Genomic DNA, 26499 nt, shown 5'->3' on the forward strand with positions numbered 1-26499 from the left:
TGCTGACGGTGCGTGAGCGTGGGTCGGTGTTGGGGGAGTGGGCGGCGACGTCGCGGGTGTTGCCGGATGCGACGGTGGCGGATCTGCTGGCGGAGCGTGCGGCGTTGGTGCCGGGTGCGACGGCGTTGGTGTTCGGTGGTGTGTCGTGGTCGTACGCGGAGTTGGATGCGCGGGTGAACCGGCTGGCGCGGTTGTTCGTGGCGCGTGGGGCGGGTCCTGAGCGGGTGGTGGCGTTGGGGTTGCCGCGTTCGCTGGAGATGGTGGCGGCTCTGTTCGCGGTGTTGCGGACGGGGGCGGCGTATCTGCCGTTGGAGTTGGACTATCCGCGGGAGCGGTTGGCGTTCATGGTGGAGGACGCGGGGCCGGTGTGTCTGGTGACGGATTCGTCGGCTGCGGGGTTGATGCCGGAGGCGGCGGAGGTGGTGTTGCTGGATTCGGCGGGGGTGCGGGCGGAGTTGGCTTCGCTGTCGGACGGTCCGCTGGGGGTGCGGGTGGATCTGGATGCGCCGGCGTATGTGATTTTCACGTCGGGTTCGACGGGTCGGCCGAAGGGTGTGGTGACGCCGTACCGGGGGCTGACGAACATGCAGTTGAACCACCGTGAGGCGATCTTCGATCCGGTGGTGGAGTCGGCGGGCGGCCGTCGGCTGCGGATCGCGCACACGGTGTCGTTCTCGTTCGACATGTCGTGGGAGGAGCTGCTCTGGCTGGTCGAGGGGCACGAGGTGCACGTCCTCGACGAAGCCCTGCGCCGCGACGCGGAGGCCCTCGCCGCGTACTGCGACACCCATGGGATCGACGTCATCAACGTCACCCCGTCCTACGCCCAGGCGCTGGTCGACCGCGGCCTGCTGGACGAGGACCGGCACCGCCCGGTGCTGGTGCTGCTCGGCGGTGAGGCGGTCGCGGAGACCCTCTGGTCCAAGCTCCGCGACACCCCCGGCGTCATGGGCTACAACCTGTACGGGCCGACCGAGTACACCATCAACACCCTGGGCGGCGGCACGCTCGACTCCGACACCGCCACCGTCGGCCGGCCGATCTGGAACACCCGCGCCCACGTCCTCGACGGCCATCTGCGCCCGGTGCCCGTGGGGGTGGCCGGCGAGCTCTACATCGCGGGCGTGGGCCTGGCCCGCGGCTACCTCGACCGGCCGGGGCTGACCGCGGAGCGGTTCGTCGCCGACCCGTTCGGTGAGCCCGGCGACCGGATGTACCGGACCGGCGACGTGGTGCGCCGGCGCCAGGACGGCCTGCTGGACTTCCTCGGCCGGGCCGACGACCAGGTGAAGATCCGCGGCTACCGGGTCGAGCCCGGCGAGATCGAGGACGCGCTCGTCACCCATCCCGCCGTCGCCCAGGCCGCCGTGGTGGTCCGTGAGGACACCCCGGGGGTCAAGCGGCTGGCCGCCTACCTGGTCCCGGCGGGCCGAGAGGTGGAGACCGGTGCGGTCCGTCGTATGCTGTCCGAGCGCCTGCCGGAGTACATGGTCCCGTCCGCGTTCGTCGTCCTCGACGCGCTGCCGCTGACCGTCAACGGCAAGCTCGACCGCAAGGCCCTCCCCGCGCCCACGGCCGCCGACTTCACGGCCACCGGCCCGGTGCGCGGCCCCCGGTTCGCCAGCGAGGAGCGGGTGCACGCGGTCTTCGCCGAGGCGCTCGGCCTGCCCTCGGTCGGCATCGACGAGAACTTCTTCGACCTGGGCGGCCACTCGCTGCTCGCGATGACCCTGCTCCAGGGCCTGCGGGCGGAGTTCGGCCACCCGCTGGGCCTCGCCGACCTGCTGGCCCGGCCCACGGTGGCCGCGCTGACCGCGTTCCTGGTCGACGCGACGGTGCTCACCGCCCTCGGCGGCTCCGACGCCGCCGTCCCCTGCTCCGACTGACCCCCGACCGACCCCCCCCGACCGACCCCTCCCATCCCGAAGGAAGACCACACCATGAGCGCCACCAACCCGTTCGAGGACGACGACGCCCGCTACTACGTCCTGGTCAACGCCGAGAACCAGCACTCGCTGTGGCCGGCCTTCGCCGAGATCCCGGCCGGCTGGACGGTCGTGCACGGCGAGGACACCCGCCAGGCGTGCAGCGAGTACGTCGACGCGCACTGGACCGACATGCGCCCCGCGAGCCTGGTCGCCCGCTCGGCCGCCGCCTCCTGACGGTCCTCCCGGGGACGGCGCAGCCCGCCGTCCCCGGGACCGCCGGCAGTCCATGCCCGTTCCGACAGACGGATACCCCACCCACGTGAGCACCCACCAGACGGACCCCGCCACCGAGCCCCCGGACGGGCTGACCGCCGAACAGCTCGCCGACGAGGACCTGGAGCCCGGCGCGCTCTCCCCGGAGCGCCGCCGACGGGCCCGGGCCCTGCTGCGCGGCTCGCTGAAGCCGCACCTCGGCACCGTCATCGCCGCCATGGCCGCCGCCGCCGTCCGGCAGGTCGCCCTGCTCGCGGTGCCCTGGTGCGTCCAGCAGGCGCTCGACGAGGGTGTGAAGAAGCACGACAGCGGCGCCCTGCTGTTCTGGTGCGGCGCCGCCGCCGCCACCGCGCTGGTCCAGTTCGTCGGCCTCTACCTGTGGCAGTTCCTGGCCGGGTACGCCGATGCCAAGGTCGGCGCCGACCTGCGCGGCCGCCTGCTGCGGCACCTGTCCCGCCTGGACCGGGCCGCGCTCGCCTCCCGCGGCCACGGCGACCTGGCGATGCGGGCCACCCGGGACACCGACCTGGTCCGTGAGTGGGTGCACGGCCTGGCGGTCTGGGTCGTCCTGGGGACCACCTTCGTCGTCGTGCTGCCCGCGCTGGCCGTGCTCGACACCAGCCTGCTGCTGGTCACCCTGGCCACCCTGCCGTTCCTGGTCTGGGTCAACCTGCACTTCCCCAAGCGCTTCGCCGCGGCCAGCGGCGAGCTGGCCCGGGCGCACGGCGAACGGGCCGACGCCGTCGCCGACCTGCTCCAGGTCGGCACCGGTCTGCGCGGCACCGGCGGTCACCGGCCGCTGGTGGAACGCCACCGCACCGCCAGCGCCGAGGTGACCGGGCGGACCGTCACCGCGGCCCGGATCGAGGCGTCCTGGGCGGCCGTCGCCCCGTTCGTGCCGCGCCTCGCGGTGGCCGCCGGCATCGGCATCGGCGGACTCGCCGTGCTCGAGGGCCGGCTCAGCATCGGCGGCCTGACCGCCTTCACCTCCTGGATGGCGATCGTCACCCTCGCCACCCGGGTGCTGGTCGACCGGCTGCTGGAGCGCGGCCAGGCCGACGTCGCCGCCGCCCGGATCGACGAGGCACTGTCCATCAGGCCCACCGTCACCGAGCCCGGCCCGGCCGAGGCGCGGCCGCTGCCTGCCACCGGCGAGCTGACCCTGACCGGCGTCGGCGCGGTCCGCGACGGCCGGACCGTGCTCGGGCCGCTCGACCTCACCGTGCGGCACGGGGAGTTCCTCGCGCTGTCCGGTGCCACCGGTTCCGGCAAGTCCACCCTGCTGCGTCTGCCGGTCCGCCTCGACGACCCCGACACCGGCACCGTCGCCTACGGCGGCACCGACCTGCGCACCGTCGCCCTGGACGAGGTCCGGGCCCGGATCGCGTACGTCGCGCAGCGCCCGCTGCTGCTGTCCGGCACCGTCGCCGACAACCTGCGGCTCGGCCGCGACCTCGACGACGAGGCGCTGTACGAGGCCTGCCGCACCGCCGGCATCCACGACCAGCTGGCCGCCATGCCGGACGGCTACGCCACCGAACTCGGCGAGGGCGGCACCGCCCTGTCGGGCGGCCAGGTCCAGCGCCTCGCCATCGCCCGGGCGCTGCTGGGCGACCCCGCGGTGCTGCTGCTGGACGACTCCACCTCGGCCCTGGACACCGCCACCGAGCAGCTGGTGCTGGACCGGCTGCGCGGCTGGGCCAAGGACCGCACCATCGTCTTCGCCACTCACCGCACCGCCGTCCTGGACGCCGCCGACCGGGTGGTGCACCTGGAAGCGCCGCCGGCCGAGCCCGCCGCCACCGGGACCTCCGGCAGCGCGGCTCCCGGCAACGAGCCCGCCGGCATCGACCCCGCCGACACCGAGACCCCCGTGGAGGCCGGCCGTGGCTGAGCAGCCCCTGCTCCAGGACGAGCCCGACGAGCGCGCGCTGCTCCGCCGGGCCGCCCCCTACCTGCGTCCGCACCGCAGCCGGCTGGCCGTCGCGGTCGGCGTCGGCCTGGCCGACTCGGCGGCGCTGGTCGCCGTCGCGCCGCTGATCGGCATGGCCACCGACGCGGTCCTGGACGGCGACCGCGGCGGTCTCGGCCGGGCCGTCGCCCTGCTGGCCGTGCTGGCGCTGGCCCAGCTCGGCTTCGCCCGGGCCGGTGAGCTGCTGCTCGCCCGGGCCGGCGAGCAGGTCGTCCGCGCCCTGCGGGAACAGGCGGTGGAGAACCTCGCCACCGCGCCGCTGCGCTTCCTGGAGACCCACCGCACCGGTGAACTGCTGCGCCGGGCGACCGGCGAGGTGGCCGCCCTGGCCGCGTTCGTCCGGCTGCACCTGCGCAACCTGGTCTCGGCCGCCGCGACGCTGGTCTTCACCCTGGTGGTGATGGTCGCGTACTCGTGGCTGCTGCTCCTGGTGCAGCTGGTGGTGTTCGTGCCGCTGACCCTGCTGGTGACCCGCTGGTTCCAGCGCGACGCCGGGCCCGCGTTCGGCGGCAAGGCCAACGCGGAGGCGGCCGTGGCGGCCACCTTCACCGAGACGCTGACCGCCCGTGAGGCGCTGCAGACCTCGCGCGGTCTGCCCGGCTGGACCCGCCGCTTCGATGCGGAGAACCGGTTCGCGGTGGGTGCGGCCCGCCGGGCGCTGCGGGTGGAGAACCGGATCGACCTGGTGAGCCTGGTCGAGGGGTTCGCCCTGGTGGTGCTGCTGCTGGTGGGCGGCTGGCTGGTGACCCGCGACAGCCTGAGCGTGGGCACCGTGGTGGTCTTCGTGCTGGCCGGCCGCAACCTGTTCGACTCCTTCGCGGACCTCTCCCAGCTGGTCGGCGAGGTGCAGACCGCCCGGACCGGGCTGGCCCGCCTGCTGGACCTGCTGGCCGCCACCGACCCGGAGCCCGTCCGGGCGCCCGCCGGGGGGCCGGGTGCGGTGCTGCCCGCGCGCGGTGACCTGCGGTGCACGGAGATCGAGTACGCGTACCGGGCCGACGGCCGGGTGCTGCACGCGATGTCGCTGGAGTTCCCGGTGGGCAGCCGGACCGGTGTGGTGGGCGAGACCGGCTCCGGCAAGACCACGCTGTCCAAGGTGCTGTGCGGCCTGTACCGCCCCGACGCCGGCGCGGTCACCTTCGCCGGGACCGACCTGCGGGAGATCCCGGAGGAGGAGCTGCGGCGCCGGATCGTGCTGGTGCCGCAGGAGGTGCGGATGGTGTCCGGCACGATCGCCGACAACCTCGCCCTGGTCCAGGGCGCCCCGGACCGGGCCCGGATCGAGCGGACGGTCGACCAGCTCGGCCTGCGCGAGTGGATCGCGGACCTGCCCGGCGGCCTGGACGCCGAGGTCGGGCTGCGCGGTGGCAACCTGTCGGCCGGCGAGCGGCAGATCCTCGGTCTGGTCCGGGCGGTGCTGGCCGACCCGGCGGTGCTGGTGCTGGACGAGGCGACCGCCGACATCGACCCGGTGACGGCGGCCCGGCTGGAGCACGCGCTGGACGAACTGCGGTCGGACTGCACGCTGGTGGTGATCGCCCACCGTCCGGCCACCATCGCCCGGATGCCCCGGGTGGTCCGGCTGGACGGAGGGCGGCTGGTGGGGGAGCCCGCCGGTAGCCTGCGCAGTGGAGGTTAGGCTAACCTAATTGCGATCTGCCGCTCCGTGCCGCCTCTCACCGGATTGGGCCGAAACGATGACCACCGAGACCGCTCCGCCGCGTATGCGGATCGTCCGCCATCCGCTCAAGTACCGCCTGCTGGAGGTCAAGCGGGTCCACCGGATCACCCCGGGGACGGTCCGGGTGACCTTCGCCGGTGACGCGCTGGAAGGTTTCTGCGAACAGGCCCCCACCGACCACGTCAAGCTCTGCTTCGCGTACCCCGGCGACGAGCTCCCCGTCGAGCCGGTGGTCGAGAACGACACCTGGATGGACGCCCCGGTGGAGCCCGTCACCCGGGACTACACGATCCGTCACTACCGCCGGGCCGAGCGGGAGATCGACGTCGACATGGTCCTGCACGGCACCGGTGTCGGCTCCACCTGGGCCGCCGCCGCCGAGCCCGGGATGACCCTCGGCGTGCTCGGCCCGCGCGGCTCCGAGGTCATCGACTTCGTCCACGACTGGTACCTGCTGGGCGCCGAGGAGACCGCGCTGCCGGCCCTCGCCCGCTGGATCGAGATGCTGCCCGCCGGCGTCAAGGTGATCGCCTTCGCCGAGGTCTCCGGACCGCAGGACGAGCAGCGGTTCGAGACCCGCACCGACCTGTCCCTGACCTGGCTGCACCGCGGTGACGCCCCGTCCGGCACCACCGACCTGCTGGAGCGGGCGATCCGCGGGGCCGACCTGCCCGAGGGCATGGGCTTCGCCTGGGTGGCCGGCGAGGCCGCCAGCCTGAAGCCGATCCGCCGCCACCTGCGCGAGGAGCGCGGCCTGCACCGCCACCAGGTCGACGTCGACGGGTACTGGAAGCGCGGCGTGGAGAACCACGACCACCACGAGGACGACGAGCACGAGCACGCATGACCACCCCGATCCTCGACAAGCCGGCCCCGGCCCCCGCCGCCGCGCGCCGCGGCGCCGGGACCGGCCGCCGGCTCACCCGCCTGCTGGCCTGCCTCGCCCTGCTCGCGCTGCTGGCCGCCGCCGGTCTCGCGGTCGGCGCCAAGAACATCCCGCCGGCCCAGGTCTGGCACGTCCTGCTGCACCACGAACCCACCGACGGCGGCTGGATCGTGGTGCACCACTCCCGCATCCCGCGCACCGTCCTCGGCATCGCGGTCGGCGCCGCCCTCGGCCTGGCCGGCGCCCTGATGCAGGCGCTCACCCGCAACCCGCTGGCCGACCCCGGCCTGCTCGGCGTGAACGGCGGCGCGGCCGCGGCGGTCGCCGCCGGCACCGCCCTGCTCGACCTGCGCGGCTTCGGCTCGTACGTCTGGTTCGCGCTGGCCGGCGCCGCGGTGGCCGCCGTCCTGGTGCATGTGCTCGGCAGCGGCGGCCGGGCCTCCGCCACGCCCGTACGGCTGGCGCTGGCCGGCACCGCGATCACCGCCGTGCTCACCGCCTTCGTCAACGGCCTGATCCTGCTCGACCCGCTCACCCTCAACCGCTTCCGGTTCTGGCAGGTCGGCACCCTCGCCGGGGTGGAGGCGCCGATCGTCGGCCAGGTGCTGCCGTTCCTCGCCGTCGGCGCGGTGCTCGCCCTCGCCCTCGCCCGGCCGCTGAACGCGCTCGCCCTCGGCGACGACGCCGGGCACGCGCTGGGCGCCAACCCGGGCCGCACCCGACTGCTCGCGATGACCGCGGTCACCCTGCTGGCGGGCGCGGCCACCGCGGCAGTCGGACCGATCGCCTTCGTCGGCCTCGCCGTCCCGCACGTGGCCCGCCGGCTGGCCGGGCCCGACCAGCGCTGGGTGCTGCTGTTCTCCGCGGTGCTCGCCCCGGTCCTGCTGCTCGGCTCGGACCTGGTCGGCCGGGTGGTCCTGCACCCCGCCGAACTCCAGGCCGGGGTGGTCACCGCCTTCCTCGGCGCCCCGCTCTTCATCGCCCTCGTCCGCGGCCGGAGGATCGCCCAACTGTGAACAGCCCCACGGTCCTGGCCCCGGCCGCCCGGACCTCCGAACCGGCCCCCGCCACCCGGGTGCCGCTGCACGCCCTGCGCCTGCCCGGCGGGTACTCGCTGCGCCTGCACCGGCGCGCGGTCGCCGTCTGCGCGGTGCTGACGGTGGCCCTGTTCGCCGCCGTGGTGTGGACCCTGACCACCGGTGACTTCCCGCTGGCCGTCTCCGACGTCCTGGACGTGCTCGGCGGCGGCGGCGCCCGCGCCGACCGCTACATCGTGATGGACCTGCGGCTGCCCCGGGTGCTCACCGCCGTCCTGGTCGGCGCCGCGCTCGGGGTGGCGGGCTCGCTGTTCCAGAGCGTCGCCCGCAACCCGCTCGGCAGCCCCGACGTGATCGGCTTCACCCTCGGCTCCGCCACCGGCGCGCTGCTGGTGATCCTGGTGATCGGCGGCAGCGCCGCGACCGTGGCCGGCGGCGCCGTGGCGGGCGGGCTGCTGACCTCGCTGCTGGTGTACCTGCTGGCCCGCAGCGGCAGCGCCCAGGGCTACCGGCTGGTGCTGGTCGGCATCGGCGTGAGCTCCCTGCTCGCCTCGGTCAACGACTACCTGATCGCCCGGGCCTCGTTCAGCGACGCGGCCGGGGCCGCGGTCTGGCTGACGGGCAGTCTGAACGCCCGCGGCTGGGAGCACTGCGTCCCGATGGCGGCCGTCCTCGCGCTGCTGCTGCCGGCCGCGCTGCTGCTCGGCCGCCCGCTGCGGCTGCTGGAGATGGGGGACGACGCCGCGGCCTCGCTCGGGGTGCGCCCCGACCGGCTGCGGCTGTGGCTGGTCCTGGTCGGCGTCGGGCTCACCGCCGCGGCCACGGCGGCGGCCGGGCCGATCCCGTTCGTCGCGCTGGTCGCCCCACAGGCCGTTCGTCGGCTCACCGGCGCGACCGGTCCCAACCTGGCCGGGTCGGCGGTGCTCGGTGCGCTGCTGCTGGTGCTCAGCGACCTCGCGGCGCAGCGGCTGCTGGCGCCCACCCAGTTGCCGGTCGGCGTGCTCACCGGTGTGCTCGGCGGGTGCTACCTGGTGTGGCTGATCGCCCGCCAGTGGCGCACCGGCCGCGGCTGAGGCGGTCGGCGGCGCGGCCCCGGTCCGGGTGGCCGCCGCCGGTGCGGGTGGGGCCGGTCCCGGTGGCGGGCGGTCGGGCTCAGCCGCGTACGGTGACGGGTCCGGCGGCGGGTCCGGCGGCGGGTGCCGCTGACGGTGCGTCGGGCGTCGGGGCCGACGGCTCGGCGGCCAGGGCCTCCAGGGCGTCCAGTGCCTCCAGCCGCCGCAGGCAGGTGCGCCGTTGCAGGACCGACAGGCCCGCGACCGCCGCGCCGAGCGCCAGCCAGCCGGCCGGGCCGGCGGCCATCACCGCGCCGGTCAGCAGCAGCGGTCCGGCGGACTTCTGGACGGACTGGGCCATCCCGGCCACCCCCAGGTAGGAGGCCCGCGCCTGCCGGGGCGCCAGGGCCAGCGCCAGCTCCCAGGAGGTCACCGAACGCAGCAGTTCCGCCGAGGTGACCAGGACGGCGGCGGCCAGCAGCGCGGCCGCGGCCGTCCAGGGGCCCTGCCCGGTGGCGGCCGCCACCAGGACGCAGGTGGCGAGCACGGCGAGCCCGTACAGCGGTACGGCGTCGGCGGCCCGGCGCGCGGTGGTGACCCGGGCGGAGACCCGCAGCTGCAGCACCACCACCAGGACCGTGTTGACCGCCAGGAAGGCCGGGACGAGCGCGTGCGGCGCGCCGGTGCGGCTCACCAGCCACAGCGGCAGCCCGACGCCGAGCACCGAGTCGTCCAGGCTGAGCGGGGTGTCCAGCAGGACGAACAGCAGGTAGCGGCGGTCCCGCCAGGGGCTCGGTGCGGGGGCCTGCGGCGGGCCGGCCGGGGCGTCCGGAGCGGCGGCCGGCCCGGCGGCGGCCGGGTCGAGGGCCGGGTCGACGGCCTCCCGGGTGCGCCGGACCAGGAGGGCGGCGGCCAGGAAGGAGAGCAGGTCGGCCAGGATCAGGGCGTGGTACGCGCCGCGGGTGCCGACGGCGAGGCCGAGCGCGGCGATCCCGGAGCCGAGGGCGTAGCCCGCGTTGGCCGCGCTGCGCGACAGCGCCTGGTAGGTGGTGCGGCGCGGGCCGGCCGCCCTGGTCGCGAACAGCATCTCGAGGGTCTTGGCCATCCGGTCGCCGATACAGGTGACGGCGACCACCGGCAGCAGGACGGCGAACTCGGTGCGGACCAGCAGCAGTGACAGCGCGCCCAGCCGCAGCAGGTGACAGCCGATCAGCAGGGAGCGGACCGGGAAGCGTTCGGCCAGCCGGCCCGCGAGCGGGGAGCCGAGGATGCCCGCGACCCCGGCCGCGCCGAGCAGCAGGCCCAGCCGGCCGGCGTCCAGTCCGGCGACGAAGGTGAAGAACAGCACCGAGGACGCGGCCCACACGCCGGTGCCGGTCCGGTCCAGGAACTGCGCGAGCAGCATGGTCCGCCCGTCCCGGCCGCCCGGTGGCCTGCGCAGTTGCGCCACCAGGCCGCCCTCCCGGGCCGTTGCGGCCCCGTTCCCGCGCCCCATCCCCGTCCTCCGATCCACCCGCCAGGTCTCTTGACATCAAGAGACCTGGGGAAGACTGCCCCAAAACAATCTCGACGTCAAGATACTTGATGTCGACACTCCTGGATCGGAGGTGCCTGGCGGGCGGATCGGGCCCCGGGCGGGTGGAACGGGCCCCTGGTGGCGCGGGGTTCAGGCCCCGGGTGCCCGCAGGTCGAGGGTGAAGCTGAACCGGTCGCCCCGGTACAGCGAGCGGACCTGCTCCAGCGGCCGGCCGGCCGCGTCCCGGCTCCGGCGGTGCAGCAGCAGCATCGGCAGCGCGGGCGGGGTCCCGATCAGCAGCGCCTCGCGCGGGGTGGCGAGCACCGTCTCGATCCGCTCCTGCCCGGTGCCCAGTTCGGCGCCCTGCTCGCGCAGGTAGGCGTAGAACGAGGAGGACGGGTCGAAGTCGAGGTCCAGCCGCGGCACCCGGGCCACCGCCACGTACGTGCTCTCCAGGCCGATCCGCTCCTCGTCGGCGAGCAGTACCCGTTCCAGGTGCCAGACCGGCTCGCCCTCGGGGACCTCCAGCTGTCCGGCCGTCACCGCGTCGGCGGGGAAGCGGTCCAGGCCGATCAGCGTCCGGCCCGGCCGCATGCCCTGCCGGCTGACGCCCTCGGTGTAGCTGGCGAGCGACAGCGGCTGTTCGAGCTTGGCGTCGGCCACCACGGTGCCCCGGCCCCGGCGGCGCAGCCGGCCCTCCAGCAGCAGCTCGCGCAGCGCCTGCCGCAGGGTCGCCCTGGCCACCCCGTAGCGGGCGGCCAGCTCGACCTCGGTGGGCAGCCGGCCGCCCGGTCCGAGCTCGTCCAGGAGCCCGCCCAACTCCGTCTTGACGACGTAGTACTTCGGCAGCCGGCCGTGCTCCGGGACGCCGGAGCGGACGGGCGTACCGGGTGCGTGCGGGGTGCCTGGGCTCATCGCGCCACCCTATCGGCCGGGGGTCGGCCCGGCCGGATGGGATCACGGAACGGTAACGGGTATGGACCGAAGTTCCCGTGCTGTTCATGCGTCGGTGCGCTCCGGGAGGCTCGCACCTCGCCGGGCGCCCGCACGCTCGGTACCGGCGCCAGCCGCGCCGCGACTCGTCCCCCCTCCTCCAGGAGCCCCCGTGCGCATGTCCCGCACCCTCCGGATCGCCGCCGCCGTCACCGCCGCCGCGGCGGCGGCGCTCTCGCTGACGGCCGTTCAGGCCACCGCCGCCACCGGCCCGTACAAGGGCCTGCCGGACGGCACCAAGCAGGCCAAGACGCTGGTCATCGGCATCGACGGCACCCGGTACGACAAGCTGCTGACGGCCGACGCCCCGAACCTCAAGGCCCTGATGGCCGGCGGCATGACCGCCACCAGCAACCTCTACGCCAACCCGCTCGCCCCGACCCTGTCCGGCCCGGGCTGGTCGACCATCGCCACCGGCGTGTGGCCGGACAAGCACGGCGTGAAGGACAACACCTTCGCCGGCTCCCACTACGACCTCTACCCGGACCTGGCCACCCGCCTGGAGACCGCCGCCCCGGCCGCCTCCACCCTGGTGGTCGCGTCCTGGAGCCCGGTCGCCGACACCGTCTTCAACGGCAGGGCCGACCTGCGGATCCCGGAGGCCGACAACGACACCAAGACCGCCGCCGACGCCGCCGACTACCTGCGCAACGGCAACCCCGACACCACCTTCCTGCACTTCGACCAGGTCGACGAGGCCGGGCACAGCTACGGCGGCACCAGCCCCCAGTACGCGGCCGCGATCCACTCGGTCGACGGCCTGGTCGGCCAGGTGGTGGCCGCCGTCAAGGCCCGTCCGGGCTACGCCTCGGAGGACTGGCTGATCGTGGTCACCACCGACCACGGCCACACCGACGCCGGCGGCCACGGCGGCAACAGCGCCGTCGAGCGGCAGACCTTCGTGGTCGCCGACGGCGCGGGCTACGCGCCCGGCTCCACCCGCCAGGACGTCAAGCTCGTCGACATCGCGCCGACCGTGCTCAAGCACGAGGGCGTCGCGATCGACCCGGCCTGGAAGCTCGACGGCAGGCCGATCGACGAGATCACCCCCGACGCCTTCGACACCCTGCGGACGGGCCTGCAGACCCGCACCGACGAGACCGGCATCCCGGCCGGGGTCAAGGGCTGGACGCACACCCCGCCGAGCGGCTGGAGCATCGACAACTCCCGGATGCCCAGCGGCGGCGTCACCGAGTGGCGCGGCTGGGCCTTCGCCACCGACGAGTTCTGGACCGCCGCGCAGCTCGGCCAGTCCCGGGAGACCAACGTCCGGGCCCGCAACGTCTTCGCGGTCGCCGACTCCGACGAGTGGGACGACAAGTCGCACGGCGCCGGGCAGTTCGACTCCACCCTGCTCAGCCCCCGCTACCAGGTGGGCGGCGCCACCACGGCCACGCTGAGCTACGCCACCAACTACAAGATCGACGGCCCGCAGACCGGCGACGTCTACATCTCCTTCGACTCCGGTGCCCCGCAGCTGGTCAAGTCCTACCGCTCGGACGTCAACGGCTTCGAGAAGCTCACCGTGGCCGTCCCGGCCGGCGCCACCACCGCGCAGCTGCAGTTCCGCTACACCGGCACCAACAGCGCGTTCTGGACCGTCGACCAGGTCGCCCTGACCTTCTGAGCCCCCTGCTGCCCGGTCTCCGCCCACCGCTCCCCGGCCCGCGTCCCCGCGGCCGGGGAGTACGGCCGGGGAGTACGGCCGGGGATCACGCCAGGGGAGTACGGCCGGGCAGTAGGGCCTGCGTCACCCGGTGGCGCCGTCCGGTGGCAGCTGCGGATAGGGCGTGTGCAGGCTCCCGCCCCGGACCGCCCGGTGGAACTCGGTCGCCGCGGCCGCCACCGGGGCGTCCCGGCCGACGATCCGGGCCGCCGACGGGGGCAGGTCGTCGGGCGCCGCGCCCTCGGCGTACTTGCGCACCAGCGCGTCCCGGCCGTCCCGGTCGTCCTCGGCGAGGCCGTGCAGGGCGGTGACCAGCCGGTTCACCAGCAGGGTGGCGGTCAGGTGCCGGTCGTAGCCCCGGTGCTCCCGGAAGAACGCGGCCTCGGCCGGCGCCTGCACGAAGCGTTCGTGCAGGGCCAGGCCGAAGTCGGTGAAGTAGAGCTGCCGGCCGTCGGTCAGGATGTTCCCGAGGTGGGCGTCGAAGTGCAGCAGCCCCCGGGACTCCAGGAACGCCGTGCCTTCCCGCAGCCCCTCGTCCGCCAGCTCCCAGGCCACCTCGGCGCCCTCCCCGCCGCCGGCCAGCCGCCGTCCGAGCCAGGCGCCCAGGGTGGTCGGGACGTGCTCCAGGAACAGCAGCACGCTGTGCGTCGCCCGGCCCAGCTCCTCGGCCCTGGCCCGGACCGCCGGTGAGCCGCCCCAGCGGGCCGCCATCCGCTCCACCTCGCCGGTGTGCTCCGCCCGGGCGGCGGGGCCGGGCGCCCAGGAGTCCGGAACCACCCGCCAGTGGTACAGCAGCGGGAAGGCCTGGCACTCGTCCATCAGCACCCAGTCGGTGGTCAGGCCGTGCGCCGCGACCTCGCGCCAGACGCCGAACCCCGGACTCCCGAGGCCGTAGTGGCAGAACGCGGGCAGGTCGAACAGGTTCGCCGTGGACAGCAGGTTCGCCGTGCGCAGCTCCCGGCCGGTGAGCGGCACCGCCTTGACGAAGACCGGCACCCCGGCGACCTCCACCCGCGCGGTCCGGCCGCCGATCCCGGTGCCCAGGGGCACCGCGCGGGCCAGCAGCCGGGCGGCGCCCGGACCGTCCAGCCGGGACAGTGCCGCCGAGACGGAGTCGTACGCGCCGAGCCGGGCGGCCCGCGCCGTGGTCGCCCGTACGGCGGGGACCGCTGGGAGGATCGGAGGTGCCATGGCCGACACCCTAGGCGGTCGCCGGGGGTGACGGCACGTCAACTGCGGCCCGGTCGAACGGCGGTGGCCCTCAGGCGAGCGAGCGTGCGACCTGTTCGAGGTGGTCCATCGCCTCCTGCATGCCGCCCTCCATGCCGGAGTCGAGGTGGGCGTCGCGGTGCGCGCGGACGGAGTGCTCGACCAGGACGGTGAGCGTGGTGCGGCCGCCGTGCTCCGTGAGGGTGAGGGTGCTCAGCGCCGCGGCCTCCGGCATGCCCTCGAACACCTCGGTGGTGACCAGGCGTTCGTCCGGGACGATCTCCCGGTACTCGCCGTGGAAGGCGACCGGGAAGCCGCCGTTCGCCTCCATCACGTACCGCCAGGCGCCGCCGACCCGCAGGTCGACCTCGACCTCGGTGACCTTGCCGCGGTCGCCGCTCCACCAGCGTTCGATGAGTTCGGGAGTGGTCCACGCCCGGTACACCAGGTGCCGGGGCGCGTCGAACTCCCGGGTGATCAGGATGCTGGTGTCCGTCGGCAGCGTGACCACCGCCCGGCTGTTACTCGTCATCATCTCCACCTCCGTCGGGTTCCGCCGCTTCGTCCTTCAGTTCCGCCAGCACGGCGTCCAGCCGGTCGAACCGCGAGGACCACGACCGCTCGTAGCGGCCCACCCAGTCATGGATGGCCTTCAGCGGACGCCCGTCCAGCCGGTACAGCCGCCGGCGGCCCTCCTCGCGGACCCGCACCAGCCCGACCTCCCGCAGCACCCGCAGATGCTTGGACACCTGCGGCTGGGGCAGGTCCAGCGCGGCCACCAGGTCGGTCACCGACCGCTCGCCGGCGGCCAGCGCATCGAGGATCTGCCGCCGCCGGGGCTCGGCCACGGCGTTGAACGCGTCCGCCGTCGTCGCCGCCCGTGCCATGGATCCATCATATGCCTGTATCGGCATATGTGCTCCGGCGACGCGCGCGGGCGGGGTGCGTTCCGGGCGGCCGGTCAGGCGGGGGACGGTGGTCCGGGCGGCAGGTGGACGGTCATCAGCAGCTCGCACGGCCCGCCGCCGGCGCCCCGGTAGCCGTGCGGCACGTCCGCGTCGAAGGTGGCCGTCGCCCCGGCCCGCAGCGGGTGCTCGGCGCCGTCGACCGACAGGACCATCGCCCCGGCGGTCACGCTCACGGTCTCCACCACCCCGGCGGGGTGCGGGTGGCTGGTGTACTCCTCGCCGGGGTGCAGCAGCCAGCGCCAGACCTCGACCGGGGCCGGGCCCGCGGTGGTCAGCATCAGCTGCGCCCGGCCGCCCTGCCCGCCGGTCCACAACGGGGTGACCGCCGCCTCGTCCACCACCTGCACCCGGCTCGGCCCGGAGCCCTGCACCAGCGCCGACACGGACAGGCCGAGCGTGTCGGCCAGCCGGACCAGCGTGGCGAGGTTGGGATTGCCCTGGGCCTTCTCCAGGGCGACCAGCGCACCCTTGCTGACCTGGGCCCGGAGGCTGAGCTGGTCCAGGGTCAGCCCGGCCCTGGTGCGGGCGGCCCGTACGTTGCGGGCCACCGTGTTCAGCGCCTGTGCGGTGTCGGCCACGGGCTCCACCTCTCCTCGCCGTTCTCGCCGGTCCTCGCCCCCGGTCGTCCGAATGTACCGCGCGGTCGGCGCAGTGCACCCGATCGGTCGTTCTGATGTACCTTGGGGTCGTTCCAGTGACTAGGAGGTGCCACCGTGCTCGCGCTGCTCCTCGCCCTCGCCAGCTCGCTGGCGTACGGCTGCGCCGACTTCCTCGGCGGCCTCGGCGCCCGCCGCGCCCACGTGCTGCGCACCGTCATGGTCGCGGCACCGGCCAGCCTGGCCGTCGAACTGCTGCTGTGGCCGCTGCTCGGTGCGCACTGGTCGGCGGCCGCCGTCGGCTGGGGAGCCGCCTCCGGGGCCGCCTCGGCGGCCGCGTTCGTCCTGCTGTACCGCACCCTGGCGATCGGGCCGATGAGTGTGCTCTCGCCGGTGACCGCGCTGGTCTCCGCGGTCCTGCCGGTCGGCCTCGGACTCGCCCAGGGCGAGCGGCTGGGCGCGGCCGCGGCCGCCGGGATCCCGCTCGCGCTGGCCGCCGTGGTGCTGGTCAGCGCCGGCCCGGGTACGGGCGGCCGGTCCCGGCCCTCGCGCACCGCGCTGCTGCTCGCGGTCGGCGCCGGCGCCGCCATCGCGGTCCAGCTGATCTGCCTGCACCAGGCGCCGTCGGACAGCGGCCTGGCGCCGCTGATCACCGGCCGGGCGGTCTCCTCGGCCGTCACCCTGGCGGCGGCGGCCGTGATGTGGCGGCGCCTCGGCCCGGAGCGGCCCGGCCTGTGGCTGTCCGCCGGCTCGGGCGTCCTGGACTCGCTGGCCAACCTGGCGTTCCTGCTGGCCGTGCGCAGCGGTGACCTGGCCGTGGTCGCCGTGATCACCGCCCTCTATCCGGCCTCCACCGTCCTGCTGGCCCGCACCGTCCTCGGCGAACGCATCCACCGCAGCCAGCTGGCCGGACTGGCCGTGGCCGCCGTCGCGGTCGGCCTGCTGGCTCTCGGCTGACGGTCCGGGCCCGACCGCCCGACCCGACCACCCGAGCCCATCCGCCCGACCCCGTCCGTCCACTGCCCGGCGGCCGGTCAGAGCTGGTAGCGGTACACCCGGGAGCCGCGGGCCGGGTCCAGGCCGGAGGTCAGGCCGGCCGGTGCGAGCGCGGTGGGGACCTGCCGGAACCCGGTGCGCAGGAAGAGCACGGCGCTGCCGGTGGAGGCGGCGTACACGGTCCGCAGCCCCCGGTCCTCGGCGCGGGCCAGCAGCGCGGCGAGCAGCCGGGAGCCGACACCGGTGCCCTGGCGGGCGGGGTGCACGCACAGGTTGTAGAGCAGTCCGGCGGCGGGGTGCCCGGGTTCGGGGGCCAGCGGGCGCAGCGCGACGCAGCCGGCCGGCGGGGCCGGTTCCCGGTCGCCGGGTTCGATCAGGAAGTCGGTGGCGCGTTCCCGGTAGTCGGCCGGGCCGCGGTCCCGGAGTTCGCCCGAGCGCATGAACGGCGCCGACAGGACGAACAGGGCGGCGGCGTCGCCCGCGGTCGCGATCCGGACCGCGGGCGCGGCGACGGTGAGTGTCACCGGTCGGCCGTCCGTCGTCCGGGGGCCGCGGGGACCACCAGCGGGGTGCCGGTCTGCGGGTCCTCGATGATCTGGCAGGGCAGGTCGAAGACCCGCTCGACCAGGTCGGCGGTGACGATCTCGGCGGGCGGGCCCTCGGCGACCACCGCGCCGTCGCGCATCGCGATCAGGTGGGTGGCGTACCGGGCGGCCTGGTTGAGGTCGTGCAGGACGGCGACCAGGGTGCGGTCCTGCTCGCGGTGGAGCCGGGCGCACAGGTCGAGCACCTCGACCTGGTGGGCGATGTCGAGGAAGGTGGTCGGCTCGTCGAGCAGCAGCAGGGAGGTCTGCTGGGCGAGCGCCATGGCGAGCCAGACCCGCTGGCGCTGGCCGCCGGAGAGCTCGTCGACGTACCGGTCGGCGAGGGCGTCGACGCCGGTGGCGGCCATCGACTCGGCGACCACCCGCTCGTCCTCGCGGGACCACTGGCGCAGCAGCCCCTGGTGCGGGTAGCGGCCGCGGGAGACCAGGTCGGCGACGGTGATGCCGTCCGGCGCGGTGGAGCTCTGCGGCAGCAGGCCGAGCCGGCGGGCGAGTTCCTTGGCGGGCAGGCCGCTGATCTGCTCGCCGTCCAGCAGGACCCGGCCGGCGGCGGGCTTCAGCAGCCGGGCGAAGGCGCGCAGCAGGGTGGACTTTCCGCAGGCGTTGGGCCCGACGATGACGGTGAAGGAGTGGTCCGGGATGGTGACGGACAGCTCGGTGGCGATGGCCCGGTCGCCGTAGCGCAGGGTGACGCGGTCGGCGGCGAGCCGGCCGGGGGCGGCCTGGGCGGTGGTCACTTGGCCTCCGTCAGCTGGTCGGTGGAGACCACCACGGCGCACTTGTCGGCGGCCCAGCGCAGGGCGTCCCGGTGGTGCTGCTCGGAGAAGTCGGCGACGGCGTCGCCCACCACGAAGGCCTGCACGTCGTGGCTCCAGGCGTCGGCGGCGGTCATCATCACGCCGATGTGGGCGTAGACCCCGGCCAGCACCAGCTGGTCGCGGCCGGCGGCGGTGATCCGTTCGGCGAGGTCGGTGCGGGCGAAGGCGCTGTACTTCCACTTCGTCAGCAGGGTCTCCCCGGCCTGCGGCGCGACCTGCTCGGGCATGCCCTGGGCGTGGGCGTCGGCGGGCAGGCCGGGGCCCCAGAAGTCCAGCTGGAGGCCGCGTTCGGCGGCGCTCTGGCCGCCGCGCTGGTGGGAGTAGACCACCGGGACGCCGTGGGCGCGGGCCCAGTCCAGCAGCCGGGCGGTGTTGGCCAGCAGGTCGGACAGCGGCGAGGTGTCCGGGGTGAACGCCCGCAGGAAGTAGTTCTGCAGGTCGTGCACGAGCAGGACGGCCCGGTCCGGGTCGGCCCGCCAGGGCACCCGGGGGCCGGGCAGCTGGTCGGGTCCGGGCATCGGGTAGGGCTCGATCGCGGGAAGTGCCATGGTGGTGGGGTCTCTCTACGGCTGGGGGGTGGTGGCGCGGAGGTCCTTCTTGCTGACCTTGCCGATGCCGGTCTGCGGGAAGGCGGTGACGAACTCCACCTTGTCGGGGACCTTGAAGTCGGCGAGGCCGGACTGCCGGACGAAGGCCCGCAGTTCGGCCGCGCGCGGCCGTTCGGCGCCCTCGCGCAGGATGACGTAGGCGCAGCTGCGCTCGCCCAGGTAGGCGTCGGGGGTGGCCACCACGGAGGCGTCGTGGACGGCCGGATGGGCCAGCAGCACGTTCTCCACCTCCTCGGCGGCTACCTTCTCGCCCCCACGGTTGATCTGATCCTTGGCCCTGCCCTCGACCACCAGGTGGCCGGTGGGCGTCCGGCGGACGACGTCTCCGGTGCGGTAGAAGCCCTGGGAGGTGAACGCCCGGGCGTTGTGCTCCGGCGCACGCCAGTAGCCACGGATGGTGTACGGGCCGCGGGTGAGCAGGTGGCCGGTGGCGCCGTCGGGCAGGTCCCGGTCGTGGTCGTCGACGATCCGGATCTCGTCGTCGGGGGAGATCGGCCGGCCCTGGGTGGTGAGCACGGTCTGCTCGTCGTCCTCGGGCCGGGTGTAGTTGACCAGGCCCTCGGCCATCCCGAAGACCTGCTGGACCCGGCAGCCGAGGGCGGGTCCCAGCCGCCGGGCGCCCTCGGTGCTGAGCTTGGCGCCGCCGACGTGGAGCAGTTCCAGGCTGCTCAGGTCGTGCGGTGCGTTCGCCGCCGCGTCGGCCCAGGCGAGCGCGACCGGGGGGACCAGGCCGGTCAGGGTGACCCGCTCGCGTTCGATCAGCGGGAAGGCCGCGTCCGCGCTCGGGTTGGGGGCCAGCACGACCCGGCCGCCGGCGTGGAAGGTGCCGAGCGTGCCGGGGGAGCTGAGCGGGAAGTTGTGGGCGGCGGGCAGGGCGCACAGGTACACCGTCCCGGGGCCGAGCCCGCAGATCACCGCGGACTCCCGGACGCTGTACAGGTAGTCGTCGTGGGTGCGGGGGATCAGCTTGGGCAGGCCGGTGGAGCCGCCGGACAGCTGCAGGAACGCCAGCTCGTCCGCCCGGGGCGGGTCCTGGACCGGGACGGCCTCGGCCGCCCGCAGCTCGGCGACGGAGGTGTACGGGCCCGGGTCGCCGACCACGAAGACCTCGCCCAGCGCGGGGACCGCGGCCAGCACGTCGGCCGCCAGCTCCCGGTGGTCGAAGCCGGCGTGCCGGTCCGGCACGATCAGCGCGCGGGCCCCGGCGAACTCGCAGAAGTAGGAGATCTCGGCGCGCCGGTGCGCGGGGAGCGCCATCACCGGTACCACCCCGGCCCGCAGCAGGCCGAAGAACAGCTCGAAGAACTCGGCGGTGTTGGGGAGTTGCAGCACCACCCGGTCGCCGCGGCGCAGCCCGCGGGCGAGCAGGCCGGTGGCGACCAGGTCGGCCCGCCGGTCCAGCTCGGCGTAGCTCCAGTGCCGGTCGCCGTCGGTGAGGGCGATCCGGTCGGGGGCCGCGGCGGCGTGGACGCGGATCATCCGGTCCAGCGGTTCGCCGGTCCAGTACCCGGCGGCCCGGTAGCGGGCGGCGAACTCCTCGGGCCAGAGGCTCACTTGCTCTCCTCCAGGCCGACCGCGTGCAGGAAGGTGCGGAACTTGGCGCCGGTCTCGGCGAGTTCGGCGTCGGGGTCGGAGGCGGCGACCACGCCGGCGCCCGCGAACAGCCGCAGCAGGTCGCCGTCGGCCTCGGCGCAGCGCAGGGTGACCACCCATTCGCCGTCGCCGTCGGCGTCGCCCCAGCCGACCACGCCGGTGTACAGGCCGCGGTCGAACGGCTCCAGTTCGCCGATCAGGTCGCGGGCCCGGTCGGTGGGCGTGCCGCAGACCGCCGGGGTGGGGTGCAGGGCGAGGGCCAGGTCCAGCGCGCTGGTGGCGGGGTCGGCGAGGGTGCCGGTGACGGTGGTGGACAGGTGCCACATCGCAGCGGTCCGTACCAGGGTGGGCCGCTCGGGGACGTGCAGTTCGGCGCAGAGCGGGGCGAGCGCGGCCCGGACGGCCTCGACCACCACGGCGTGCTCGTGCAGGTCCTTGGGGGACTCCAGCAGGGCGGCGGCCCGCCGGACGTCCTCGGCCAGATCGGTGGAGCGGGCGGCGGAGCCGGCCAGCGGGTTGGCGCTGACGGCGGTGGCCCGGCGGGAGACCAGCAGTTCGGGGCTGGCGCCGACCAGGGTGGCGGCGCCGCCGGCCGGGACGGCGAAGGTGTAGCCGTCGGGGTCGCGGCGGGACAGCCGGTGCAGCATGGCGGGCAGGTCGGCCCCGCCGGGCGCGGTCAGTTCCAGGGTGCGGGCGAGGACGACCTTGGTGAGTCCGGAGTCGTCGGACAGCCGGCGGACGGCCTCGGCGACGGCGTCCCGGTAGACCTCGGGGGCGGGCACCGGGCGCTGCCGCCAGTCGGCGGTGGCCGGGGCGGTGGCGGGCAGTTGCAGCAGCGGGTCCTCGTGCAGCGGCCCGGCCCGGTGGACCTCGGCGGGTATGAACAGCCGGGCCGGCTCGCCCGGGGAGAACGGGATCGCCCCGACCACGACGGGTGCCTCGGCCCCGGCGGCGCGGGCCGCGCGCAGCGCCTCGGCGGCGCGGGCCGGGTCGGTGACGGTGGCGCGGACGCCTTCGGCCAGCAGGGTGCGGCCGGGGCCGGCGAAGAAGGCCGTCGCCGGTCCTGGCCGGTAGCCGGCGAGCAGGGCGGTGGCGCCCGGCAGGGCCGCTGCCGTGTCGTGGGCCTCGTAGGCCGTGGTCATGAGTTCTCCGTTTCCTGGCGCGGGCGGCGCCTGGGCCGGGGCGTGCGGGCGGTGACGGACGGGCCGTCGGGCCGCCGTCGAGGCGGTGGGGTGCTGCGCGGGCGGTGCCGTGCGGACGGTGCTGTACGGGCGGTGCCGGGGGAGTTCCGAGACCGGCGCCCACGTACAATGGTTAGGCTAACCTAACAATACGGGAGGGTGGGAGGCCCCCGGCGCCGGAGGGTCCCTCTGGGCCGGGCTTCGATGTGAAGATCCGGAGAAGTGAAGCGTTGTCAGAGTATTGTCGGTCCGGCCGATGTGGGTTCGGGGAATGCCCGGGGGCCCGGGCCGACCACCGGCCCGGCAGCGGATTCCCGTGATCGTGACAGGGGAGAGACGATGACCAGCGACCGCTGGCTGCGGCGGTTCCACCCGGGCGGCGACGCCCGCGCACGGCTGGTGTGCTTCCCGCACGCCGGAGGTTCGGCGAGCTACTGGCACCCGCTCTCCGGCCTGCTCTCCCCGCGGACCGAGGTGCTGGCCGTCCAGTACCCGGGCCGTCAGGACCGGTTCACCGAGACCCCGCTGCGCAGCATCACCGAGCTGGCCGCCCACGCCGTCGACGCCCTCGGCGGGAGCGACGACCGCCCGCTGCTGCTGCTCGGCCACAGCATGGGCGCCCTGGTCGCGTACGAGGCCGCCCGGCTGCTGGAGCGCTCCGGCGCCGGCCCGGACCTGCTGCTGGTGTCCGGGCGCCGGGCGCCCCACCTGCGCCGCGACGAGGCCGCGCACCTGCTCGACGACCGGGCGCTGCTGGCCCACCTGGCCTCGCTGGACGGCACCGACGCCGGTCTGCTCGCCGACCCGGAGATCGTCGCACTGGCGCTGCCCGCCGTCCGCGCCGACTACGCCGCGCTGACCGGCTACCGGCACCGCGAGCAGGAGCCGCTGCGCTGCCCGGTCACCGCACTGGTCGGCGACGACGACCCGGTCACCCCGCCGGCCGACGCCCGGGGCTGGGAGCGCTACACGGCGGCCGAGTTCGAGCTGAAGGTCTTCCCCGGCGGCCACTTCTACCTGAACGGCCGCCACGACGAGATCGCCGCGGTGATCTCCCGTCACCTCGAGGCGCTGGTATGAGCGGCACCCTGTACGCGATCAGCGACCTGCACGTCGCCTACCCGGAGAACCGGAAGGTGGTCGAGGAGCTGCGCACCGACTCCCCGGACGACTGGCTGATCGTCGCCGGCGACGTCAGCGAGCGGTTCGGCGAGATCGAGTGGGTGCTCGCCACCCTGCGCGAGCGCTTCGCCAAGGTGATCTGGGCCCCGGGCAACCACGAACTGTGGACCCCCAAGGACGACCCGGTGCAGCTGCGCGGCGACGACCGCTACCGGGCGCTGGTCGAACTCTGCCGAGGCCTGGACGTGCTGACCCCCGAGGACCCGTACGCGGTGTGGTCCGGCGGACCCGGCGGCCCGGTCACCGTCGCCCCGCTCTTCCTCCTCTACGACTACACCTTCCGCCCCGAGGGCACCTCGGACAAGACGGAGGCGCTCGCCGCCGCCTATGCCGCCGGGGTGGTGTGCACCGACGAGATGATGCTGCACCCCGACCCGTACCCGTCCCGCGAGGCCTGGTGCGAGGCGCGGATCGAGGAGACCGAACGGCTGCTCGCCCGGCGCGACCCCGCCCTGCCGACGGTCCTGGTCAACCACTACCCGCTGGTGCGCGAGCCCACCAGGATCCTGCGCTACCCGGAGTTCGCGCTCTGGTGCGGCACCGAGCGCACCGCCGACTGGCACCGGCGGTACGACGCCGCCGCCATGATCTACGGACACCTGCACATCCCCCGGATCACCTGGGCGGACGGCGTCCGCTTCGAGGAGGTCTCGCTCGGCTACCCGCGCGAATGGGGCCCGCGCGGCGGCCCGCACCGCCCGCGCCGGGTGCTGCGGGCGGAGGAGCGGTGATCGAGCAGCTGCTGCCGCCGGGCGCCTCCTGGGCCGAGGCCTTCGACGACCTCGCCGACGCTCCGCTGCTGCCGGGCGAGGAGGAGCTGGTCGCCAAGGCGGTCCCCGCCCGCCGCCGCGAGGTGGCCACCGTACGGGCCTGCGCCCGCCGGGCGCTCGGCGCACTCGGCCTGCCGCCGGTGCCGATCCTGCGCGGGGAACGCGGCGCACCGCGCTGGCCCGAGGGCGTGGTCGGCAGCATGACGCACTGCGCCGGCTACCGCGCCGCGGTGGTCGCCCGCGCCGCCGACCTGCGCACCGTCGGCATCGACGCCGAACCGCACGAGCCGCTGCCGGACGACGTGCTCGAGGTGGTCGCGCTGCCCCAGGAGCAGTCCAGGATCGCCGAGTTGCTGGCGGAGCGGCCCGCGGTGCACTGGGACCGGCTGCTGTTCAGCGCCAAGGAGAGCGTCTACAAGGCGTGGTTCCCGCTGACCAGGCGCTTCCTGGAGTTCGAGGAGGCGGACATCACGCTGGAGGTGGACGGCACCTGGTCCGCCCGGCTGCTGGTCGACGGCACCACCGCGGACGGCGGCCCGCTGCTCGGCTTCCACGGCCGCTGGCTGGTGCAGGACGGGCTGCTGCTCACCGTCATCGCCTGAGCGGGGTGCGAGCGGCCGGCCCGCGGCCGGCACCGCGGGAAATCCCGGTGCCGGCCGCGGCCGGGCGCGGCTACCCTGCCGCGGGTGAAGAGCACACCGGAAATGTGGAGCGTGGTGGGCATCGAGGCGACCCGATGGGAAGGGCAGCCGCCGCCCGGCGCGGTCAGCGAGATCATCGAGATCGGGCTGACCGTGGTCGACGTCACGGCGGGTGAGCGGGTCGGCCGGCACCGGATCCTGGTCCGGCCCCGGCGCTCGACGGTGAGCGGCTTCTGCACCGAGCTGACCGGGCTGACCCAGGCCGAGGTCGACACCGGCGTCCCGTTCGCGGAGGCCTGCCGGCTGCTGGCGGCCGAGCACCTGGCCGGGTCACGCCCGTGGGCCAGCTGGGGCGACTACGACCGCAACCAGTTCACCCGGCAGTGCGCGGCCACCGGCACCCGGTACCCGTTCGGCCGCCGCCACGCCAACGCCAAGCTGGTCTTCACCGAGGCGTACGGGCTGCGCAAGCGGCCCGGCATGGCCCGGGCGCTCGAGCTGGCGGGCCTGCCGCTGGAGGGACGGCACCACCGCGGCGAGGACGACGCGTGGAACATCGCGGCGCTGGTCCTGCACCTGGCGGCCCACGATGCCTGGCACCCGGCGGTGTGCGAAGTGCCGGACCGATTCCGGTGACCGACAGTCACATCCCGTGGGACGAGCGGAAGCTGTCCCGAATGTCTCGGTAACGCAGCATCAGTTCCTGATCCGTGCCCCTACCGCCACCGGTCCGCGATCGAGATCCGAAAACCGGTGAGCAAAGTCTGATCGAATTCGAACATCGGACGCTGATCTCCCGTAGGATCGGCCCCGCCACCCGCACCAGGGTGCCGTCGTCTCCGGGGGGATCACGACGACGGCAGCGCGGCCCGCAGCGGCGGTGGCGCGGCGGCTCTCAGCCGCCTGTGATGGGCCCCATCGGGGGAGACAGCAACCAACACGGGCAGGAGGGGGGAGTTTTGAGCGAAAGATTCGGGTTCGAGCTGCGAAGACTCCGGACACAGCAGGGCGTCTCCTTGAAGGCGCTGAGCGAGATGGCGCACTACAGCAAGGGCTATCTGAGCAGGGTGGAGACCGGTGCCCGGCCCGCCACCCCGGAGCTGGCGGGCCGGTGCGACGACGTGCTGGGTGCCGGCGGCGCCCTGCGCGGGCTGGTCGCCGACCAGGACCCCGAGGGCCAGTCGGCCGAGCCGCTGAGGCCGGCCCAGTTACCGATGGCGGTACCGGACTTCTACGGCCGCGAGGCCGTCCTGGCCCGGCTCGACGGCCTGCTGTGCGAGCAGCGGATGGTGGTCTGCGCGATCGACGGGATGGCCGGGGTCGGCAAGTCCGCGCTGGCGGTCCACTGGGCGCACCGGGTGCGTGACCGGTTCCCGGACGGCTGCCTGTTCGCCGAGATCGACGGACCCGGCCAGGACGGCGCCTGGGTGACACCCGGCGAGGTGCTCGGCGGTTTCCTGCGGGCGCTGCGGCCCGGCGGGCCGCTGCCCACCGCGATCTCCGAGCGGGCGGCGCTGTTCCGCACCCTGCTGGACGGCCGCCGGATGCTGATCGTGCTGGACGGCGTGGTCAGCGCCGAGCAGGTGCAGCCGCTGCTGCCCGCCGCCCCCGGCTCGATGGTGCTGGTCACCAGCCGGGTCCGGATGGCGGGCCTGCGCTCCGCGCAGCTGCTCTCGCTGGACCCGCTGACCCCGCGGGAGGCGGTGCGGATGGTCGCCGCCATCATCGGCGACCAGCGGGTGGCGGCCGAGCCGGTCGCGGCCCGCCGGCTGGTCGAGGCCTGCGGCCTGCTGCCGCTGGCCGTCCAGCTGGTGGCGACCCGGCTGGCGGCCCGGCCGCGCTGGCAGATCGCCTCGCTGGTGGAACGGCTGGAGGATGAGGAGGAGGGCAGCTCGGTGCTGGACCTCGGCGGCGCCGCGGTCGGCACCGCGTTCCGGCTCAGCTACGAGCGGCTGGGCTGGCAGGCGGCCCACGCGCTGCGCCAGATCGCCCAGTTGGACGGCCCGGACCTGTCGCTCGCGGCCGCGGCCGCGGCGCTCGGCGCCGACCGGGCCGAGGCGGAGAACCTGCTGGAGGAGCTGGTGGACGCCAGTCTGCTGGACACCCCGGCGCCCGGCCGGTACGCGTTCCACAAGCTGGTCCGCTCGTTCGCGCTGAGCCTGGTGCGGCGGGCGGAGCTGGCGACCGCGGGCCCGGCCGGGGTGGCGCTGGCCGGTCTCTCCGACCGGATCGGGCGCTGACCGGCGGTACCGGAAGGAACGCCCGAGGGGCGGGGGGGGGGGGGGGGGGGGGGGGGGGGGGAGCCGGAGCCACCCGCCCCCCGCCTCC

The 26499-nt window shown here is 75.1% G+C and carries 24 protein-coding genes and 1 pseudogene; 14 read left to right on the top strand and 11 right to left on the bottom strand.

Features of this window, described 5'->3' with window-relative positions; translation table 11 throughout:
* The 7 genes and pseudogenes from AC2TEW_RS34465 to AC2TEW_RS34495 form a co-directional block, all read left to right on the top strand.
* Positions 1 to 1811, top strand: a pseudogene (locus tag AC2TEW_RS34465) (non-ribosomal peptide synthetase); the annotation flags it as partial.
* Positions 1812 to 1940: 129 nt separating this feature from the next.
* Positions 1941 to 2162, top strand: coding sequence for an MbtH family protein (locus tag AC2TEW_RS34470; RefSeq protein WP_484627207.1), 222 nt, complete (start codon positions 1941 to 1943; stop codon positions 2160 to 2162).
* 85 nt (positions 2163 to 2247) lie between these two features.
* Positions 2248 to 4095: an ABC transporter ATP-binding protein gene (locus AC2TEW_RS34475; protein WP_484627208.1), complete on the top strand. Its 1848-nt coding sequence runs from the start codon at positions 2248 to 2250 to the stop codon at positions 4093 to 4095.
* The gene (locus AC2TEW_RS34480; RefSeq protein ID WP_484627209.1) at positions 4088 to 5812 is read left to right on the top strand and encodes an ABC transporter ATP-binding protein; all 1725 of its coding nucleotides are present in this window, start codon (positions 4088 to 4090) and stop codon (positions 5810 to 5812) included. Before AC2TEW_RS34475 ends, AC2TEW_RS34480 begins: the two co-directional genes overlap by 8 nt.
* A 58-nt stretch (positions 5813 to 5870) precedes the next feature.
* Positions 5871 to 6701 carry a siderophore-interacting protein gene (locus AC2TEW_RS34485; RefSeq protein WP_484627210.1) on the top strand — a complete coding sequence of 277 codons (831 nt, stop codon included), beginning with the start codon at positions 5871 to 5873 and terminating at the stop codon, positions 6699 to 6701.
* On the top strand, positions 6698 to 7756 hold the full coding sequence (locus tag AC2TEW_RS34490) for a FecCD family ABC transporter permease (protein ID WP_484627211.1): 1059 nt from the start codon (positions 6698 to 6700) through the stop codon (positions 7754 to 7756). The genes AC2TEW_RS34485 and AC2TEW_RS34490 overlap by 4 nt, the downstream gene beginning before the upstream one ends.
* Entirely contained in the window at positions 7753 to 8850 is a 1098-nt protein-coding gene (locus AC2TEW_RS34495; protein WP_484627212.1) for a FecCD family ABC transporter permease, read from the top strand. Before AC2TEW_RS34490 ends, AC2TEW_RS34495 begins: the two co-directional genes overlap by 4 nt.
* 79 nt (positions 8851 to 8929) lie before the next feature.
* Here the strand turns inward: AC2TEW_RS34495 and AC2TEW_RS34500 are convergent, their stop codons facing one another.
* Positions 8930 to 10324, bottom strand: a complete 1395-nt coding sequence (locus AC2TEW_RS34500; protein ID WP_484627213.1) for an MFS transporter — start codon at positions 10322 to 10324, stop codon at positions 8930 to 8932.
* A 171-nt stretch (positions 10325 to 10495) separates the two neighbouring features.
* Positions 10496 to 11260, bottom strand: coding sequence for a GntR family transcriptional regulator (locus tag AC2TEW_RS34505; protein ID WP_484627214.1), 765 nt, complete (start codon positions 11258 to 11260; stop codon positions 10496 to 10498).
* A 196-nt stretch (positions 11261 to 11456) separates the two neighbouring features.
* Here AC2TEW_RS34505 and AC2TEW_RS34510 point away from each other — a divergent pair, with 196 nt between their 5' ends.
* On the top strand, positions 11457 to 12965 hold the full coding sequence (locus AC2TEW_RS34510; protein ID WP_484627215.1) for an alkaline phosphatase family protein: 1509 nt from the start codon (positions 11457 to 11459) through the stop codon (positions 12963 to 12965).
* Between the two features lie 123 nt (positions 12966 to 13088).
* Here the strand turns inward: AC2TEW_RS34510 and AC2TEW_RS34515 are convergent, their stop codons facing one another.
* The 4 genes from AC2TEW_RS34515 to AC2TEW_RS34530 form a co-directional block, all read right to left on the bottom strand.
* A complete protein-coding gene (locus AC2TEW_RS34515; protein ID WP_484627216.1) occupies positions 13089 to 14195 on the bottom strand; it encodes a protein kinase family protein in 1107 nt (368 codons plus the stop codon).
* Positions 14196 to 14265: 70 nt separating this feature from the next.
* The gene (locus AC2TEW_RS34520) at positions 14266 to 14748 is read right to left on the bottom strand and encodes an SRPBCC family protein (protein ID WP_484627217.1); all 483 of its coding nucleotides are present in this window, start codon (positions 14746 to 14748) and stop codon (positions 14266 to 14268) included.
* Positions 14735 to 15100: an ArsR/SmtB family transcription factor gene (locus AC2TEW_RS34525; protein ID WP_484627218.1), complete on the bottom strand. Its 366-nt coding sequence runs from the start codon at positions 15098 to 15100 to the stop codon at positions 14735 to 14737. The genes AC2TEW_RS34520 and AC2TEW_RS34525 overlap by 14 nt, the downstream gene beginning before the upstream one ends.
* A 74-nt stretch (positions 15101 to 15174) precedes the next feature.
* Entirely contained in the window at positions 15175 to 15759 is a 585-nt protein-coding gene (locus AC2TEW_RS34530; protein WP_484627219.1) for a helix-turn-helix domain-containing protein, read from the bottom strand.
* Positions 15760 to 15894: 135 nt separating this feature from the next.
* Between AC2TEW_RS34530 and AC2TEW_RS34535 the strand changes: the two genes are divergently transcribed.
* Positions 15895 to 16734, top strand: coding sequence for an EamA family transporter (locus tag AC2TEW_RS34535; RefSeq protein WP_484627220.1), 840 nt, complete (start codon positions 15895 to 15897; stop codon positions 16732 to 16734).
* A gap of 77 nt (positions 16735 to 16811) precedes the next feature.
* Here AC2TEW_RS34535 and AC2TEW_RS34540 read toward each other — a convergent pair whose 3' ends face one another.
* From AC2TEW_RS34540 to AC2TEW_RS34560, 5 genes are read right to left on the bottom strand one after another with little or no spacing between them, the layout of a single operon-like run.
* Complete coding sequence (locus AC2TEW_RS34540) at positions 16812 to 17297, bottom strand: GNAT family N-acetyltransferase (RefSeq protein WP_484627221.1); 486 nt, start codon at positions 17295 to 17297, stop codon at positions 16812 to 16814.
* A complete protein-coding gene (locus AC2TEW_RS34545) occupies positions 17294 to 18115 on the bottom strand; it encodes an ABC transporter ATP-binding protein (protein WP_484627222.1) in 822 nt (273 codons plus the stop codon). The genes AC2TEW_RS34540 and AC2TEW_RS34545 overlap by 4 nt, the downstream gene beginning before the upstream one ends.
* Complete coding sequence (locus AC2TEW_RS34550) at positions 18112 to 18744, bottom strand: isochorismatase family protein (RefSeq protein WP_484627223.1); 633 nt, start codon at positions 18742 to 18744, stop codon at positions 18112 to 18114. The genes AC2TEW_RS34545 and AC2TEW_RS34550 overlap by 4 nt, the downstream gene beginning before the upstream one ends.
* 15 nt (positions 18745 to 18759) lie before the next feature.
* Positions 18760 to 20358, bottom strand: a complete 1599-nt coding sequence (locus tag AC2TEW_RS34555) for a (2,3-dihydroxybenzoyl)adenylate synthase (RefSeq protein ID WP_484627224.1) — start codon at positions 20356 to 20358, stop codon at positions 18760 to 18762.
* Entirely contained in the window at positions 20355 to 21539 is a 1185-nt protein-coding gene (locus AC2TEW_RS34560; protein ID WP_484627225.1) for an isochorismate synthase, read from the bottom strand. Before AC2TEW_RS34560 ends, AC2TEW_RS34555 begins: the two co-directional genes overlap by 4 nt.
* Positions 21540 to 21917: 378 nt before the next feature.
* Between AC2TEW_RS34560 and AC2TEW_RS34565 the strand changes: the two genes are divergently transcribed.
* From AC2TEW_RS34565 to AC2TEW_RS34585, 5 genes are all read left to right on the top strand, one after another.
* Positions 21918 to 22658, top strand: a complete 741-nt coding sequence (locus tag AC2TEW_RS34565) for a thioesterase II family protein (protein WP_484627226.1) — start codon at positions 21918 to 21920, stop codon at positions 22656 to 22658.
* On the top strand, positions 22655 to 23491 hold the full coding sequence (locus tag AC2TEW_RS34570; RefSeq protein WP_484627227.1) for a metallophosphoesterase family protein: 837 nt from the start codon (positions 22655 to 22657) through the stop codon (positions 23489 to 23491). The genes AC2TEW_RS34565 and AC2TEW_RS34570 overlap by 4 nt, the downstream gene beginning before the upstream one ends.
* Positions 23488 to 24132: a 4'-phosphopantetheinyl transferase family protein gene (locus AC2TEW_RS34575; protein ID WP_484627228.1), complete on the top strand. Its 645-nt coding sequence runs from the start codon at positions 23488 to 23490 to the stop codon at positions 24130 to 24132. The genes AC2TEW_RS34570 and AC2TEW_RS34575 overlap by 4 nt, the downstream gene beginning before the upstream one ends.
* A gap of 102 nt (positions 24133 to 24234) precedes the next feature.
* On the top strand, positions 24235 to 24807 hold the full coding sequence (locus AC2TEW_RS34580; RefSeq protein ID WP_484627235.1) for a 3'-5' exonuclease: 573 nt from the start codon (positions 24235 to 24237) through the stop codon (positions 24805 to 24807).
* Positions 24808 to 25130: 323 nt separating this feature from the next.
* Complete coding sequence (locus AC2TEW_RS34585; protein ID WP_484627229.1) at positions 25131 to 26411, top strand: helix-turn-helix domain-containing protein; 1281 nt, start codon at positions 25131 to 25133, stop codon at positions 26409 to 26411.
* Positions 26412 to 26499: the final 88 nt, after the last annotated feature.

The organism is Kitasatospora sp. NEAU-CNBT7 (assembly GCF_057220535.1).